Raw genomic sequence first — 15478 nt, 5'->3', positions numbered from 1 at the left:
TGGTCTTGAACGAGATGATGCCGACGCCGTCGTCGCCTTGCGTCCAGAGGCGGACGCCGTCGTTCTCCCACACCGTCGTGCCTTGGTCGAACTTCTCGCCAAGAATCGCATCGGGGAACAGCTGGCGCTTGTACACGGGATGCTGTGAGCGCGGCTTGTCGGCGTTGGCGGCGGCCGAGTACGAACCGCTCTTGCCGTGCACGCTGTTGCGTCCGTCAGTCACCCATTTCGGCAACGGCGCCTTGCTCATCGCCTTGCCGGCGTCGATGTCTTCCTGGATCCACTGCGCTACCTGCTGCCAGCCGGCGGCCTGCCAGGTTTCGAACGGACCGAGCTTCCAGCCGTAGCCCCAACGGATGGCGAAGTCGACGTCGCGCGCGGTGTCGGCGATATCGGCCAGGTGATAGGCGGTGTAGTGGAATAGATCACGGAACGTCGCCCACAGGAACTGCGCCTGGCTGTCGCTCGATGCGCGCAGCTTGGCGAACTTCTCGGCGGGATCCTTGATGGCGAGGATGGCGGCGACTTCGTCCGAGGCTTTCTGCTCGGATGCGCGGTAATCACGTTTGGCCACGTCCAGCACCACGATGTCCTTGCCGGCCTTCTTGTAGAAGCCCGCGCCGGTCTTCTGGCCGAGCGCGCCTTGCTCGATCAGGCCGCTCAGCCACACCGGCGCCTTGAAGTACTGATGCCACGGATCATCGGCCAACGTATCGGCCATGGTCTTGATCACGTGCGCCATGGTGTCCAGGCCGACCACGTCGGCGGTGCGATAGGTGGCGCTCTTGGGCCGGCCGACGGCGGGGCCGGTCAGCGCATCGACCACGTCGAAGCCGAGCTTGAACTGCTCGGTGTGGTGCATGGTGGCCAGCATCGAGAACACGCCGATGCGGTTGCCGATGAAGTTCGGCGTGTCCTTCGCGTACACCACACCCTTGCCGACGGTGGTGGTGAGGAAGGCTTCCAGGCCCGCGAGCACGTTCGCGTCCGTAAGTCGGGTCGGGATCAGCTCGACCAGGTGCATGTAGCGCGGCGGATTGAAGAAGTGCACGCCGGTGAAGCGGTGGCGCATCTCTTCCGGCAGCGCTTCGGCCAGGCCGTTGATGGAAAGCCCAGACGTGTTGCTGGCCAGTACGGCGTTGGGCGAGACGTACGGCGCGATCTTCTTGTAGAGATCCAGTTTCCAGTCCATCCGCTCGGCGATCGCTTCGATCACCAGGTCCACGTCCTTGAGCTTGTCCAGGTCTTCTTCGTAATTGGCCGAGATGATTGCGGCGGCGCGATTGGCGTCGGCCAGCGGGGCGGGAGAAAGCTTCTTGAGGTTTTCGATGGCCTTGAGCGCAATGCCGCTCTTGGGGCCTTCTTTCGCCGGCAGGTCGAACAGCACCGTTTCGACGTCGGCATTGGTCAGGTGCGCGGCGATCTGCGCGCCCATCACGCCGGCGCCCAGCACCGCGGCCTTGCGGATGCGCAGGACGGACTTGGCCTGGGTCGGGCGATCCGAATACGTTCGGGTTGAGTCGTTCATGGGCTTCTCCGTAGTACGAATGCGTAACGAAAGGCAGGCCGCGGGAGGCGGGGCTTCCCGGCGGCGGAAACTCAGGGGGCGCGCAGGCCGGCGGCGGCGAAGCGGATCAGGTGCTCGGCGGTCTGTTCGCGATGGATCACTTCGCTGACGTCGCTCTTGCGCTGGATGATGCCGAAGCCCGACATGGCGTGCGTCAGGGCGCCGGTGACCAGGTCGATGCGCCAGTAGAGTTCTTCCTTGCTGAGGTTGGGCAGCAAGCGGGCGAACTCGGCGGTGAACTGCCGCATCACATGGCCGTAGTTCTCGGACAGGAACTTGCGCAGGCTGTCGTCGTGCTCGGCGAAAGCGCGGGCCAGCACGCGCATGAACAGGCCGCCGCCGCCGTCGTGGGACAGGTCCAGGGCAGGGCGGATAAAGGCGGAGAGCACGTCCTCCAGGGTCGTTTCCGGCTGCGTGGAAATCTGCTTCAGGGCGCCCAGGCGGCGCGCGTTGAGCTGGTCCAGCCGGCGCTTGAAGACCTGCTCGACCAGGTGGTCCTTGGAACCGAAGTGGTAGTTGACCGCGGCCAGGTTCACGCCCGCGGCGGAAGTGAGCTGGCGCAGCGAGGCGGCCTCGAATCCCCGCTGCGCAAACAACGCCTCGGCGGCCGTCAGGATGCGTTCCTTGGTAGAAGCGGAGCTGTTCATGGGCACGCCTGTCGCAGGGAATCAAACGATCGTTTGAGGATACGCGCGGCGCGCCGGAGCAGTCAAACAGTCGTTTGCCTAGCGCTCGGATCGGGGTTGCTTATGGGCTAGAATCTGTCAAACTTTCGTGAGCTAAATCCGCATTCCGATACGGGTTTAGTTCTATCTTCCCTTCTGACGGCAGTCCCGTCAGGCCGCCCGTTCAACCCGTCCGCATAACCCGGAGCAGATTCGCATGGCGCTGGAGCGCACCCTTTCCATCATCAAACCCGATGCCGTCGCCAAGAATGTAATCGGTGAAATCTACGCACGCTTCGAAAAAGCTGGCCTTAAAGTCGTTGCAGCAAAGATGAAGCATCTTTCGCGCAAAGAAGCGGAAGGTTTCTACGCCGTGCACCGCGAGCGTCCGTTCTTCAACGCGCTGGTGGAATTCATGATCTCCGGCCCGGTGATGATCCAGGTGCTGCAAGGCGAAAATGCAGTGCTGAAGAATCGCGAACTGATGGGCGCGACCAATCCGAAGGAAGCGGCCAAGGGCACCATCCGTGCCGACTTCGCCGAGTCGATCGATGCCAACGCCGTGCACGGTTCGGATGCCGCCGAAACCGCCGCCGTTGAAATCGCTTATTTCTTCGCGGAAACCGAAGTGTTCCCGCGCTAACCGAACCAACGCACGTGAATCAGGTGGAAAAAGTCAATCTGCTCGATTTCGATCGCCAAGGGCTGCGTGAATTTTTCGCGCAGCTCGGCGAAAAGCCGTATCGCGCCGAGCAGGTGATGAAATGGATCTATCACCGCCTGGAAAGCAATTTCGAAAACATGACAGACGTGGGCAAGGCGCTGCGCGCCAAGCTCGAAGCCTCATGCTACGTCGGTCCGCCCAACACGCTGTTCGATAAAGGCGCTGCCGACGGCACGCACAAATGGCTGCTGGGCATGGATGGCGGCAACGCCGTCGAAGCGGTCTACATTCCGGAGCCCACCCGCGGCACGCTGTGCGTGTCCTCGCAGGTGGGCTGCGGTTTGAACTGCCAGTTCTGCTCCACCGCCACGCAGGGTTTCAACCGCAACCTCGCCACCTCCGAAATCATCGGCCAGATGTGGGTGGCGGCCAAGCACCTGGGCAACGTCACGCACCAGAACCGCCGCATCACCAACGTGGTGATGATGGGCATGGGCGAGCCGCTGCTCAATTTCGACAACGTCGTGAAGGCGATGAGCCTGATGCGCGACGATCTCGGTTTCGGCCTGGCTTCCAAGCGCGTTACGCTGTCGACCGCCGGCCTGGTGCCGATGATCGACAAGCTGTCCGAAAGCATCGATGTCTCGCTGGCCGTGTCGCTCCACGCAGCCAACGACGAACTGCGCACCGAACTGGTGCCGCTCAACAAGCGCTTCCCGATCGCCGAACTGATCGCCGCATGCCAGCGCTGGATCGATCGCAAACCGCGCACCTCCATCACCTTCGAATACACGCTGATGAAAGGCGTGAACGATCAGCCCGAGCACGCGCGCCAGTTGATCAAGCTGATGCGCAAGCTGCCGACCTGCAAGGTCAACCTGATTCCATTCAATCCTTTCCCCGGTACGCGTTTCGAGCGCTCTGACGCGGACGTCATCCGCGCGTTCCAGACGCAGTTGCTCAACGCCAACATTCTCACCATGTTGCGCCGTACGCGCGGCGACGACATCGATGCCGCCTGCGGGCAGCTGAAAGGACAGGTACTGGACCGCACGCGTCGCCAGGCCGAATTCCGCAAGCGTTTGGACGAGGGAACAGCCCATGCGGCGTAATCGCATTTTGCTCGGCATCGGCATGATGGCGCTGCTGGCAGGTTGCCATCGCGGAATGACGGCACCGAACCCGCCGCCGCAGCCTTCGCTGCCCGAGCAGAGCAAGGCGGAGAAAGCGCAGAACGCCGCCGACGTGCATACCCGTCTGGCGCAGCACTACATCGAAATCGGCAACCTTCAAGGTGCGCTGGAAAAGATCAAGATCGCCGTTACCGAAGACCCGCAATTCGTACCGGCGCAAACGGTGATGGCGTATATCTACGAGCGCATCAACGACATGCCCAATGCGGAGGCTCACTACCGCCGGGCGGTGGAGCTGCAGCCGGACAAGGGCGATACCAACAACAACCTGGGGCAGTTCCTGTGCCGCATTGGCAAGACCCAGGCCGCCATGCCGTATTTCGCCAAGGCCCTGGCCGATCCGTTCTACAAGACGCCGGACATGGCCTGGACCAACGAGGGCATCTGCCAGTTGCAAGCCGGCGACCGCGCCGGCGCCGAAGCCAGCCTGCGCAAGGCGGTACAGCTCAACCCCAACAACGCCAACGCGCTGCTGCAGCTCGCCCACGTGCTGTATCTCAACCAGGATTACTTCCGCGCCAGCGCGTTCCTGCAACGCCTCGACGGGCTGGGGCAATTCAATGCCGACTCGCTGAAGCTCGGCTACGACATCGAATCTCGCTTGGGTAACAAGGATGCCGCCCAGAACTACAGCAAACGGCTGCTTAGCCAGTTCCCGGATTCGGAACAGGCCCAAGCCCTCAATCAATCCGTACGCCCATGATTTCCGAGCAGTCCAATCCGGCAGTGCATGAGGAAGCCTCTTCCGAAGCACCCGCCACGGCCGCAGCGAACATGGAACAGAGCGCTGCCGAATTCCGCTTCAACGATGCTCCCGGTTTTGGTTCACGCCTGCGCGCAGTGCGTGAAGCACGCGGCCTGGATCTGGAAACCTGCGGCCACGCGCTGCATCTGCCGGTGCGCGTGCTGCGGCAACTGGAAGGCAGCGACTTCGATGGCATCGACTATCAGGTCTACCTCGGCGGCTATCTGCGCAAGTACGGCAGCTACCTGGGCGTGGAGGAAAGCGAGATCGAAGCGGCGATCGCCAAGTCCAGGCCGGCCCAGCCCAAGCTGGTGGCCACCGGCGGCGTGTCGCATTCGCGCTACCTGCTGGATCAATACGCCAAGGCCGCTACCTATGTGGTGCTGACGCTGGTAATCGCCGTGCCCACCGTCTGGCTGGGCATGCGCGGCACGCTGTCGCGCGACATGAGTCGCCTGGCGCCACTCGATGCTACGCCGGTAGCGCAGCAGGATGCGCCGCCGCCGGCCGCGTCGGGCAGCGTCGCCAAGGCCGTGGCCGGGGCGCCCGTACTCGCGCAAACCACCGCGCCCGTTTCAGCGCCCGCCACCGCGGCATCCGCACCGCACGCGGCGGCGACGCAGCCCTTGCTGGCTTCGATGGTGCCGGTGCCCAATCTCGATACCGACGTGTCGATCACGCCGCCGCCATCCAGCACCGCTCCGGCAGCGCCGGTCGGCGCCGGCGCGCATAGCCTCACGCTCGAGCTGCCCAACGCCAGTTGGGTGGAAGTGATCGGCAAGGACGGCGCCCGCCTGGAATACGGCCTGCTGCCGGCCGGCACCAGCAAGACCTTCCGCAGCGACCAGCCGCTGGAAGTGCGGCTGGGCAATGCGACCGGAGCGCAGGTGAGCATCGACGGGCAACCGATGACGCTCGATCCGTACCGCCGTTCCAACATCGCGCACTTCCGGGTCGAGATTCAGGACGGCAAGGCCACGCCTGCGGGCGCCTGAACGCTTTGGCGTGCGGCAACGGGCGGACTCGGTAGTCTTCGCCCCCCTTCGATCGGTTATGCTTGCGCATTGCCCGCCCCGCGGATGGGCAATGCCGGCCGCCGCCGGACCGCGGCGGCACTCGAACGCCTTTTCTGACGCCTGGCGGCGTTTCTTTGCGATACGGTGATTGCATGGCATTCAATGCTTACGACGACTTCGAACAGAGCGAACGCGTACAAAAGTGGCTGCGGCAGAATGGCCTGTCGATCGTTGTGGGTGTCGTCATCGGCCTGATCGCCATCTTCGGTTACCAGAAGTGGCGCGATCATCACGTCGGCCACCAGATGCTGGCTTCGAGCCTCTACCAGCAATTGCAAGGCGTGATCGATAGCGGCAACAGCAACGCGGTGGACGTCATCACGCAGCAGCTGATGAAGGATTACGCCGATACGCCGTACGCGCTGTTCGCGGTCAGCGAACGTGCGCGCCGGCAAGTGGAAGACAAGCAATTGGACAAGGCGCTCGATTCGCTCGCCTGGGCGGAAAAGAATGCCACCAGCCCGGAGCTGAAGGCGCTGGTGGAACTGCGCATCGCGCACGTGCAACTGGCCAAGGGCAGTGCCCAGGAAGCGCTGAGCGCGCTGGATCGCATGCCGGCCAACAGCTACGCCATTGAAAGCCAGGAACTACGCGGCGACGCGCTGGTCAAGCTGGGACGGCGTGACGACGCGCTCAAGGCCTATCAGGCCTCGGTGAGCGCCATGGGTGCGCACGCATCGCAGGACAACGAAGTGCAAATGAAAATCGACGATCTGGCCACGGCCGGGAAGCAGGGTGCATGAAACGTTTTTGGCTGATCGTGATAACCGGTTCGCTGGTGGCACTGGCGGGCTGTCATTCCTTCAAGAAAGAAAACATCCAGCCGCCGACGCCGCTGGCCAAGGATTTCAAGCCTACCGTGCAGGTCACGCGCGTATGGAAGGATCGTGTCGGCCATGGCGCCGGCGTGAGCGGCGTGCGCATGGAGCCGACGGTGGTCGATGGCGTGCTGTATGCCGCCAGCACCGATGGTGTGGTCGCCGCCTATGACGCCAACACCGGCAAGAACCTGTGGAAGCAGAAGAGCCGCACACACGGCTGGTTCGGCTGGGGCGACAAAAAGCGCAAAGACGCGTTCTATGCCGGCGGCCCGGCGGTTGCGGGCGACCTGCTCGCCATCGGCACGCTCGATGGCCACGTCTATGGCCTGAACTCCAAGGACGGCACCCAGCGCTGGGTCGCGACCCTGCCTTCGGAAGTCATCGACTCGCCCGTCATCGCTGGCGGGCTGGTGATCGTGCGCACGCAGGACGGCCGCGTGTACGGCCTGGACAGCAATACTGGCGATCGCCGCTGGGTGAACGACCAGGGCAGCGTGCCGCTGCTCAGCCTGCGCGGCAATGGCCCGCTGCTGGTCACCAATGGCGTGGTGTTCCTCGGCAGCGACGACGGCAAGCTGGTCGCGCTGCGTCAGGACAACGGCGACAAGCTGTGGGAACAGAAACTGGCCACCGGCGAAGGCCGCACCGACATCGATCGCATGAGCGACGCCGATGGCGCCATCGTGATCGACGGCAGCACGCTCTATGCGTCGGCCTACCACGGCAGCCTCACCGCCGTGGACGGTCCCAGCGGCCGCCCGCTGTGGGCGCGTCCGTTCTCCACCTATACCTCGCTGGCGCTTACCGGTAACAGCCTGTTCGGCGTCAACACCGATTCGCAGGTGTGGGCGTTCGACAAGAGCAGCGGTGCCGACATGTGGAAGAACGACGAGCTGAAATACCGCTGGCTGAGCGCGCCGGCGGTGCAGGGCAATTACGTCGTGGTCGGCGATTCGGAAGGCTACGTGCACTGGCTGCAAACCGGCGACGGTGCGCTGGCCGGGCGCGAGCGCCTGTCCAAGAAAGCCATCCGCGCACAGCCGGTGGTGGCCGGTGACCTGGTGTACATCGAAGACGTGCAGGGCCACCTCGCTGCCTATCGTCTCGGTGCGAAGTAATCACCGGAAACATGCTGCGTGCTGCCTGTCATCGCCCTGGTCGGTCGTCCCAACGTCGGTAAATCGACCCTGTACAACGCGCTGACGCGCAGCCGCGACGCGCTGGTGGCCGACATGCCGGGCGTCACGCGCGATCGCCACTACGGCGTATGCCGCACCGGCGAGCGCCCATTCGTGGTAGTCGACACCGGCGGCCTGTCCGGTGTCGAAGAAGGCATCGATGCGCTCACTGCGCAGCAGGTACGCCTGGCGATCGATGAAGCCCAGGTACTGGTGTTCGTGGTCGATGCACGCGATGGCTTGCTGCCGCAGGATCGCAGCATCCTCGACGAGCTGCGCCGCAGCGGCAAACCGATCATCGCCGCGGTCAACAAGACCGACGGCCTGGATGAGCAGAACGCGCTGGCGGAATTCGCGCGCTTCGGCATCGCGCAGACGCTGCCGCTGTCGGCCGCGCACAACCGCGGCACCGAAGAACTGATCGCGGCGCTGCTGCCCCTGTTGCCGGAAGATGCGCACGAAGAACTCGCACCCGAAGACGACGGCAGCATCCGCGTCGCCATCGTCGGCCGTCCCAACGCGGGCAAGTCGACGCTGATCAACCGCCTGCTCGGCGAAAACCGCCTGATCGTTTCCGACGTCGCCGGCACTACGCGCGATCCGATCCGCGTGCCGCTGGAGCGCGACGGCAAGCGCTACACCTTGATCGATACCGCCGGCGTGCGGCGCAAATCGAAAGTCGATGAAGGGGTCGAGAAGTTCAGTGTCATCAAGACGCTGCAATCGATGGCCGCGGCGCAAGTCGTGGTGGTGATGATCGATGCGCGCGAGAACCTCGCCGACCAGGATCTCACCTTGATCGGCCACGTGCTCGACGAGGGCAGGGCGCTGGTCATCGCGGTCAACAAGTGGGACGACATGGACGCCTACGCGCGCGAGCAATGCCAGCGCGCGCTGGAGCGCCGGCTCGGCTTCGTCGACTGGGCCAGACAGGTGTTCATTTCTGCATTGCACGGTTCGGGCCTGCGCGAGCTGATGCGCGCCATCGTGCGTGCGCACGCCTCGGCCACGCATCAGCTGGGTTCCTCCGATCTCACCCGTACGCTTGAACGCGCCTACGAAAGCTACCAGCCCCCGCTGGTGCGCGGCCATGCGCCGAAGCTGCGCTTTGCGCATCCCGGCGGCAACAATCCGCCGACCATCGTGATCCATGGCAGCCGCACCAAGCACATCGCGCCGGCCTATCGCCGTTACCTGGAAAATTTCTTCCGGCAACGCTACAAACTGGAAGGCACGCCGATCCGCATCGATTTCCGCGATGGCGAAAACCCGTATGCCGACAAGAAGAACGTGCTGACCGAAGGCCAGCAGCGCAAGCGGCAGCGGATGATTCGCGAGATGAAACGGCGGAAGAAGTAAGCGGTAGACGGCCCTTCCGCGCTACAAGTAGAGTGCCGCCTTTCCAGTACCGCAAAATAGTCTTGCCACGGGCATCACGTCGCTGGCAGGCCGAACAGGTCCGGCTTTTGCTCAGCCATCCAGCCAGTCACCGCTTACGGCCGTGGGTGTGTAATCAAGACAGTTCCACAGGAAGTGGGGATGGGCACAGCCGAACATGTAGGCAAGCAGGGCGGTGTCTTCCTTTCCCGAGGGGACTTGGTGGAGGGAGGCGAATAGCTCTGCGCCGACGATCGAGGAGTCGAGCTGGATATCGCGGGCGCGGCTTCCATCGATGAGAGTGGCAATGACGGCGGCTATGTAGGTACGAGACAAGATCTTCCAAGTGGTGTCGGCGTTGCCCTGCCATGCGCCGTGAATGGCTTCGAAGGCAGCCAATTCGCGGTGAAACAGGGACAAAGCCAGTGGCGCTTCTTCGCGGCAACGGCCGACAAGCCTGGTCGCCGAGGGGGAGAGGGTGTCAACGGCTGGACGTGGACCGAAGTGAAGATTCACGCTGCCGGATAGCAGACCCGTGCAGGCGTTGGGGCGCAGCCTGCACAAGAGACAGTCGTCGGACGGGGGCATGGTGGTCGTGATGCCGTCGAACCATAGCGCATGCCGACCTGTCAGCCCTTGCCAAACCACCGTAGTGGTCATCAGCCAGGTGTTCCACAAAAAGCCATGAGCTTCAGGTGTGCATCCATACTTGATAAGGCCCATCGCAGCAGCTGCATAAAGGGCCTTTTCGTGGACCGGCATGGCGCTGAGCCAGAAGTTGTTGATCTCTCCGGTGACGGCGTCGGCGCGGACGTCGGTCATATCATCCAGGAAGCGGCATAGCACCAGAGCTGCGAGGTGTTCTTCCTGCCAGAGCTCGCTGTCAGGCGATACATGCCAGAACAGGCAATCCATCAGTTGTAGCAGTCCGTAGCTCAACGCGCCGAGCGGGTTGGACGATGCCAGGCTGGTCTCGCCCATGGCATGCCTTTGCAGCCAGTACTCATCCAAGCGCCGCTTATAGCCGGCGAACAGACCGCTCACTAAAGCGCGGGCGCCATTGACACTGAACTGATCGGCCAGTCCATGCTTGACGCGCTGAGTGACCTTGCCCGTGTCCAAGGTGCCAACGACGCGTTTGTACTCATGGAAAGCCAGAATGTCGTCCTCGTACCGGTGCCGCAGGCCGAGATCGAGGTCGGAGTCGTTCAATGTCCTCGTCCATACCCAGCCGCCGGTCAAAACACTGTCGAGCTCCCGGCGGTAAGGCCATGTCTTGGTCACGAGTGGCAAGCCTTCGCTCCGCCGCCATGTGTAATCCACCGCGCTGCGTGCGGGTGGTGTCGGCAGACAGGCACACAGCTCGCATTGATGACCTTGGGGCTGGCCATGGTGATCGTTCTGGCTATTCCTTGCCCGTACCTGCCACGCTCCTTCCAGTAGCCCGCATGCATACCGGCACATCAGGAGCTCGGTTTCCACGCCGGGGAAATCCTTGCCCACGGCGGCAAGGTTTGCCTCCAGCTCGCTCATCCGTGCCGCGCCGGCCGCATCCAGTTCCGGCCACCGTCGCGCAGGAGACGCCAATACGCCTGGCAACACAAACTGCATAGCCGCGCTGTTTGACGTTGAGAGCCGCTCTAGCCGCGCCAACGCCATTTGCTCGCGGCGCATGGATTGTGGATTGACGGGCAAAAGGTTGGCGCGAACCAGGTCAGCGAACGATGCTTCGACCGCTAGGTTGTGGAGGTCTGGCCGGATGTGCGCAACGGAAGCCTCCAAAGCAATAGGATCCGTAACTTGCATGAGATTCCCTCCTCTGGCGATGGCCGACACCACGCATTGGGGCCGTATAGGCCAATGCGTGAATCCTTCAAAGACAATCGCGGATGTTCCTTCGGGCCCAAGGCCCTGGTTTTCGAGCTTAATTTTCCTCGCTACGGAAAAAACGTGACCGGGTTCACGGGCGACAATTTGCGAGCCATTGCAGGTTGCGCGCGACTTCGTCGAGGCTCCTTGCAGGAATATTGTTCCAATACGGTGGCCTCGGCCAGGACGATGAGTTCGGCTGTACTTGTGGAGTAGTCGGTTTGGTGGGCGTCGCGGATATTCGGTAGACAGCGAAGACGAACATCATTCGCCCCCAACGTTTTTCAGTCTCCAAAGGGAGAGGGCTGCTCAGCGAGGTAAACTGCGCCGATGAACAGCCCCCTAGACCGCGAATCCTGGCTGACCTCGCTGCGCCAACGCGTACCTGAGCTGGCTCCTGCCGACGCCCTACGCAAACAGGCACAAGGCGCACTGCTGATCGACGTACGCGAAGACAACGAGCGCGCCACCGGATCACCCACCGGCGCGCTGGCCTTGTCGCGCGGCTTTCTCGAATTGCGCATCGAAAGCCTGGAACCCAATCGCGAGCGCGAAATACTCACCTTATGCGGCAGCGGCGTTCGCTCGCTGTTCGCCGCCGAGGCGCTGCAACGCATGGGCTACGGACGAGTGGCCTCCGTGGCCGGCGGCTTCGAGCGCTGGAAAACCGAAGGCCTGCCGATCAGCGCCGCCCAGCTCGACACCGATTCCGCCGAACGCTACGCGCGCCAGTTGCGCCTGCCGCAAGTGGGTGAGGCCGGTCAGCTCAAGCTTGCACAAGCCAGCATCGTATTGCTGGGCGCTGGCGGCCTCGGTGCACCGGCGGCGCTTTATCTCGCCGCTGCAGGGGTAGGGCAGCTCACGCTGATCGATGACGATCGCGTAGAGCGTTCCAATCTGCATCGGCAAGTGATTCACGCCGATGCGCGCGTGGGCATGCCGAAAACCGAATCGGCGCGCATGACCCTGGCCGCGCTCAATCCACGCGTAAAAGTCGAGTTGCATAACGAGCGCCTGCGCGCTGACAACGTGGAGCAGCTGCTTCGTGGACACGACCTGGTCATCGACGGCGCGGACAACTTTCCCGCGCGCTACCTGCTTGCCGCGGCGACGCGGCGCCTGACGATACCTATGGTCTACGGTGCGGTTGAGCGCTTCAGTGGCCAGGTCGGCGTGTTCGATCCGCGCCGCGAGGATTCGCCCTGCTATCGCTGCCTGTTCCCCGAGCCGCCCGATGCGGCCGACGCACCCAACTGCAGCGAAGCCGGCGTGCTGGGCGTACTGCCAGGCATCGTCGGCCTGTTGCAGGCGACCGAGGCGTTGAAACTCATCTTAGGTATCGGCGAGCCGCTGGTTGGGCGCCTGCTGTCGTTCGACGCCTTGACGATGCGCTTTCGCGAGACGCGGCTGCCACGCGATCCGGCCTGTCCGGGCTGCGGCGCCGATGCGCATTTCCATGGCTACGAAGACATCGAGCGGTTCTGCGCGGTGGGCTGAATGCGACAACCCGCGCGGCGATTCGGCGATAATGCACGCTTCGCAAGCCAGGACTCCCCATGAGCGCACGCATACTCGACGGCAAACGCATCGCGCAGGAATTGCTTGAGCGCATCGCCAAGCGCGTCAGCGAACGCAAGGCCTTCGGCAAGATGGAGCCTGGCCTGGCCGTGGTGCTGGTGGGCAGCGATGCCGCGTCGTCGGTCTACGTACGCAACAAGCGCAAGGCCTGCCACCAAGTGGGTTTTCGTTCCTACGACTACGACCTGCCGGCCAGCACCACGCAGGAAGAACTGTTTGCGCTGATCGACCAGCTCAATGCCGATCCGGACGTGCACGGCATCCTGGTGCAATCGCCGCTGCCGGAGCATATCGACGAAGACGCGCTGGTCGATCGCATCGATCCCGGCAAGGACGTGGATGGCTTCCAGGCCGTCAATGTCGGTCGCCTTGCCTTGCGCCGTTTCGGCCTGCGCCCATGCACGCCGCGCGGCGTGATGACGCTGCTGGGCCACACCGATCGGCCGGTGCGTGGCCAGCACGCCGTGGTGGTCGGCGTGTCCAATCACGTCGGCCGTCCGCTGGCGTTGGAGCTGCTTATTGCCGGCTGCACCACTACGTGCTGCCATCGCTTTACCCGAGGTCTCGAAAACTACGTGCGGCAAGCCGACATCCTGATCGTTGCGGTGGGCAAGCCGGGCCTGGTGAAAGGCGAATGGATCAAGCCGGGCGCAGTAGTGGTGGACGTGGGCATCAATCGCCTGGACGATGGCCGCCTGGTCGGCGACGTGGATTTCAGCGTGGCCGCCGAGCGCGCCAGTTGGATTACGCCCGTGCCCGGTGGCGTCGGCCCGATGACCGTCGCCACCTTGATGGAAAACACGCTGGAAGCGGCTGAAGCACGGGGTTCCTGAGCCTTGTGTTCTGGCCTGTAGGCTGGAATGCCATCCCAGCTTTCCGACGTTTGCGGCCTCGTGCCGGGATTGCATCCCAGCCTACGCAGCAGGGGCGAAAGCAAATCTCGCGCCGCGGCCGCATCCCGCGTATAATCTCCTCTTTGGAGCGAGACTTTTCGCATGCGCATCCTCGCCGAGGCCCTTACCTACGACGACGTCTACCTCGTCCCGGCCCACTCCCAAGTCCTGCCGCGTGACGTGGACACCTCCACACGACTCACGCGGAACCTTCGACTGAACATCCCCATCGTGTCCGCCGCCATGGACACCGTCACCGAAGCCCGGCTTGCCATCACCATGGCGCAGAACGGCGGCATCGGTATCATCCACAAGAACATGACCGCCGAGCAGCAGGCCGCCGAAGTGCGCCTGGTGAAGAAATTCGAAGCCGGCGTCATCCGCAGCCCGATCACCGTCACCCCGCACACGTCGATTCGCGACGTGCTCAAGCTCACCCGCGCGCACAACATCTCCGGCGTGCCGGTGGTGGAAGGCGAGCAACTGGTAGGCATCGTCACCAGCCGCGACCTGCGCTTCGAGCGCAAGCACGACGATCCCGTGCGCAACATCATGACCCGCCAGGAAAAGCTCGTCACGGTGAAGGAAGGCGCCAGCCAGGACGACGTGCTGCAGCTGCTGCACAAGAACCGCATCGAGAAAGTGCTGGTGGTGAACGACGCGTTCCAGTTGCGCGGCCTCATCACGGTGAAGGACATCCAGAAGGCCCGCGACAACCCCAACGCCGCGAAGGACGCACACGAGCGCCTGCTGGTCGGCGCGGCGGTCGGCGTGGGCGGCGACACCGAACAGCGCGTGGAAGCACTGGTCGCTGCCGGCGTGGACGTGATCGTGGTCGATACCGCGCACGGCCATTCGCAAGGCGTGATCGAACGCGCCGCATGGGTGAAGAAGCATTTCCCGCAAGTGCAGCTGATTGCCGGTAACATCGTTACCGGTGAGGCCGCCATCGCTTTGATGCATGCGGGCGTCGATGCGGTAAAGGTCGGCGTCGGCCCCGGTTCGATCTGCACCACGCGCGTGGTCGCTGGCGTGGGCGTGCCGCAGATCACTGCCATCGATATGGTGGCCGCCGCACTGAAGGACGAAATCCCGCTGATCGCCGATGGCGGCATCCGCTATTCAGGTGATATCCCCAAGGCGCTCGCCGCCGGCGCATCCACCGTGATGCTCGGCTCCATGTTCGCCGGCACCGAAGAATCGCCGGGCGAAGTGGAACTGTTCCAGGGCCGCTCCTACAAGAGCTACCGCGGTATGGGTTCGCTCGGCGCCATGGCGCTGGGGTCCAAGGATCGCTACTTCCAGGAAGAAGCCGACGCCGACAAGCTGGTGCCCGAAGGCATCGAAGGCCGCGTGCCGTACCGCGGCCCGCTGCGCAACATCATCCACCAGTTGATCGGTGGCCTGCGCGCTTCGATGGGTTACCTGGGCGCGGCCACGATCGAGGACGTGCGCAACAAGGCGCAGTTCGTGAAAGTGACCTCGGCCGGCGTGACCGAAGCGCATCCGCACGATATCCAGATCACGAAGGAAGCGCCGAACTACCGGCTCAATTCGTGATCCACACGGGCGCTTTTTCGCTCGTCATTCCGGCGAAAGCCGGAATCCGGTCAGGTACGCGTGCGAAGCACACATCATCAATTTTGAGTGCTTCGCGCGGGTTTTCACTGGATCCCGGCCTACGCCGGGATGACGGTGAGGCGCTTCCCAGCTTCTTCCCCATACCTTGATCTCGCTGCCAATGACCAACATCCACAGCGACAAAATCCTCATCCTCGATTTCGGCGCGCAATACACGCAACTCATCGCACGCCGCATCCGCGAGATCGGCGTCTACTGCGAGATCTGGGCG

General features: G+C 63.5%; 14 protein-coding genes. 10 read left to right on the top strand and 4 right to left on the bottom strand.

Going from position 1 to position 15478, the window contains the following annotated elements; genetic code table 11:
- Positions 1 to 1528 (bottom strand): 3-hydroxyacyl-CoA dehydrogenase family protein (locus tag ACTHNE_RS07695; protein WP_440268934.1); only part of this gene is annotated, 1528 nt, incomplete at its 3' end.
- A gap of 71 nt (positions 1529 to 1599) precedes the next feature.
- Positions 1600 to 2214 carry a TetR/AcrR family transcriptional regulator gene (locus ACTHNE_RS07690; RefSeq protein WP_324940027.1) on the bottom strand — a complete coding sequence of 205 codons (615 nt, stop codon included), beginning with the start codon at positions 2212 to 2214 and terminating at the stop codon, positions 1600 to 1602.
- Positions 2215 to 2449: 235 nt separating this feature from the next.
- Between ACTHNE_RS07690 and ndk the strand changes: the two genes are divergently transcribed.
- The 7 genes from ndk (at position 2450) to der (ending at position 9268) form a co-directional block, all read left to right on the top strand.
- Entirely contained in the window at positions 2450 to 2875 is a 426-nt protein-coding gene (ndk, locus tag ACTHNE_RS07685; protein ID WP_324947325.1) for a nucleoside-diphosphate kinase, read from the top strand.
- Positions 2876 to 2889: 14 nt separating this feature from the next.
- Complete coding sequence (rlmN, locus tag ACTHNE_RS07680; RefSeq protein ID WP_324947327.1) at positions 2890 to 4008, top strand: 23S rRNA (adenine(2503)-C(2))-methyltransferase RlmN; 1119 nt, start codon at positions 2890 to 2892, stop codon at positions 4006 to 4008.
- A complete protein-coding gene (pilW, locus tag ACTHNE_RS07675) occupies positions 3998 to 4792 on the top strand; it encodes a type IV pilus biogenesis/stability protein PilW (protein WP_324947329.1) in 795 nt (264 codons plus the stop codon). Before rlmN ends, pilW begins: the two co-directional genes overlap by 11 nt.
- Positions 4789 to 5829: a helix-turn-helix domain-containing protein gene (locus tag ACTHNE_RS07670; protein ID WP_324947332.1), complete on the top strand. Its 1041-nt coding sequence runs from the start codon at positions 4789 to 4791 to the stop codon at positions 5827 to 5829. The genes pilW and ACTHNE_RS07670 overlap by 4 nt, the downstream gene beginning before the upstream one ends.
- Positions 5830 to 6002: 173 nt before the next feature.
- Entirely contained in the window at positions 6003 to 6653 is a 651-nt protein-coding gene (locus ACTHNE_RS07665; RefSeq protein WP_440268933.1) for a YfgM family protein, read from the top strand.
- The gene (bamB, locus tag ACTHNE_RS07660) at positions 6650 to 7849 is read left to right on the top strand and encodes an outer membrane protein assembly factor BamB (protein WP_440268932.1); all 1200 of its coding nucleotides are present in this window, start codon (positions 6650 to 6652) and stop codon (positions 7847 to 7849) included. Before ACTHNE_RS07665 ends, bamB begins: the two co-directional genes overlap by 4 nt.
- 18 nt (positions 7850 to 7867) lie before the next feature.
- Positions 7868 to 9268: a ribosome biogenesis GTPase Der gene (gene der / locus ACTHNE_RS07655; protein ID WP_324941585.1), complete on the top strand. Its 1401-nt coding sequence runs from the start codon at positions 7868 to 7870 to the stop codon at positions 9266 to 9268.
- Between the two features lie 111 nt (positions 9269 to 9379).
- Here der and ACTHNE_RS07650 read toward each other — a convergent pair whose 3' ends face one another.
- Positions 9380 to 11092 (bottom strand): hypothetical protein, encoded by a 1713-nt coding sequence (locus ACTHNE_RS07650; RefSeq protein WP_440268931.1) that lies wholly within the window; start codon positions 11090 to 11092, stop codon positions 9380 to 9382.
- Positions 11093 to 11485: 393 nt separating this feature from the next.
- Between ACTHNE_RS07650 and moeB the strand changes: the two genes are divergently transcribed.
- From moeB to guaB, 3 genes are all read left to right on the top strand, one after another.
- Positions 11486 to 12652 (top strand): molybdopterin-synthase adenylyltransferase MoeB, encoded by a 1167-nt coding sequence (gene moeB / locus ACTHNE_RS07645; protein ID WP_324944533.1) that lies wholly within the window; start codon positions 11486 to 11488, stop codon positions 12650 to 12652.
- A 59-nt stretch (positions 12653 to 12711) separates the two neighbouring features.
- Positions 12712 to 13566, top strand: coding sequence for a bifunctional methylenetetrahydrofolate dehydrogenase/methenyltetrahydrofolate cyclohydrolase FolD (gene folD, locus ACTHNE_RS07640; RefSeq protein WP_324944530.1), 855 nt, complete (start codon positions 12712 to 12714; stop codon positions 13564 to 13566).
- Positions 13567 to 13728: 162 nt separating this feature from the next.
- Complete coding sequence (gene guaB / locus ACTHNE_RS07635) at positions 13729 to 15186, top strand: IMP dehydrogenase (RefSeq protein WP_324944528.1); 1458 nt, start codon at positions 13729 to 13731, stop codon at positions 15184 to 15186.
- Here guaB and ACTHNE_RS07630 read toward each other — a convergent pair.
- On the bottom strand, positions 15176 to 15478 hold a 303-nt coding region (locus ACTHNE_RS07630), incomplete at its 5' end, for a hypothetical protein (RefSeq protein ID WP_440268935.1). The two genes, guaB and ACTHNE_RS07630, sit on opposite strands and share 11 nt — an antisense overlap.

Origin of the sequence: Dyella sp. (assembly GCF_051954575.1) — a bacterium.
In the GTDB taxonomy this organism is placed as follows: Bacteria; Pseudomonadota; Gammaproteobacteria; order Xanthomonadales; family Rhodanobacteraceae; genus Dyella_B.
Note: the sequence above shows the minus strand (reverse complement) of the source record. Positions and strands in the feature narration are given on the sequence as shown.

Excerpts from the sequence above, each read along its gene's own strand:
- ACTHNE_RS07670 (WP_324947332.1), top strand. The coding sequence starts at position 4,789 with ATGATTTCCGAGCAGTCCAATCCGGCAGTGCATGAGGAAGCCTCTTCC.
- ACTHNE_RS07650 (WP_440268931.1), bottom strand. The coding sequence starts at position 11,092 with ATGCAAGTTACGGATCCTATTGCTTTGGAGGCTTCCGTTGCGCACATC.
- ACTHNE_RS07665 (WP_440268933.1), top strand. The coding sequence starts at position 6,003 with ATGGCATTCAATGCTTACGACGACTTCGAACAGAGCGAACGCGTACAA.
- moeB (WP_324944533.1), top strand. The coding sequence starts at position 11,486 with ATGAACAGCCCCCTAGACCGCGAATCCTGGCTGACCTCGCTGCGCCAA.
- folD (WP_324944530.1), top strand. The coding sequence starts at position 12,712 with ATGAGCGCACGCATACTCGACGGCAAACGCATCGCGCAGGAATTGCTT.
- ndk (WP_324947325.1), top strand. The coding sequence starts at position 2,450 with ATGGCGCTGGAGCGCACCCTTTCCATCATCAAACCCGATGCCGTCGCC.
- ACTHNE_RS07690 (WP_324940027.1), bottom strand. The coding sequence starts at position 2,214 with ATGAACAGCTCCGCTTCTACCAAGGAACGCATCCTGACGGCCGCCGAG.
- pilW (WP_324947329.1), top strand. The coding sequence starts at position 3,998 with ATGCGGCGTAATCGCATTTTGCTCGGCATCGGCATGATGGCGCTGCTG.
- bamB (WP_440268932.1), top strand. The coding sequence starts at position 6,650 with ATGAAACGTTTTTGGCTGATCGTGATAACCGGTTCGCTGGTGGCACTG.
- guaB (WP_324944528.1), top strand. The coding sequence starts at position 13,729 with ATGCGCATCCTCGCCGAGGCCCTTACCTACGACGACGTCTACCTCGTC.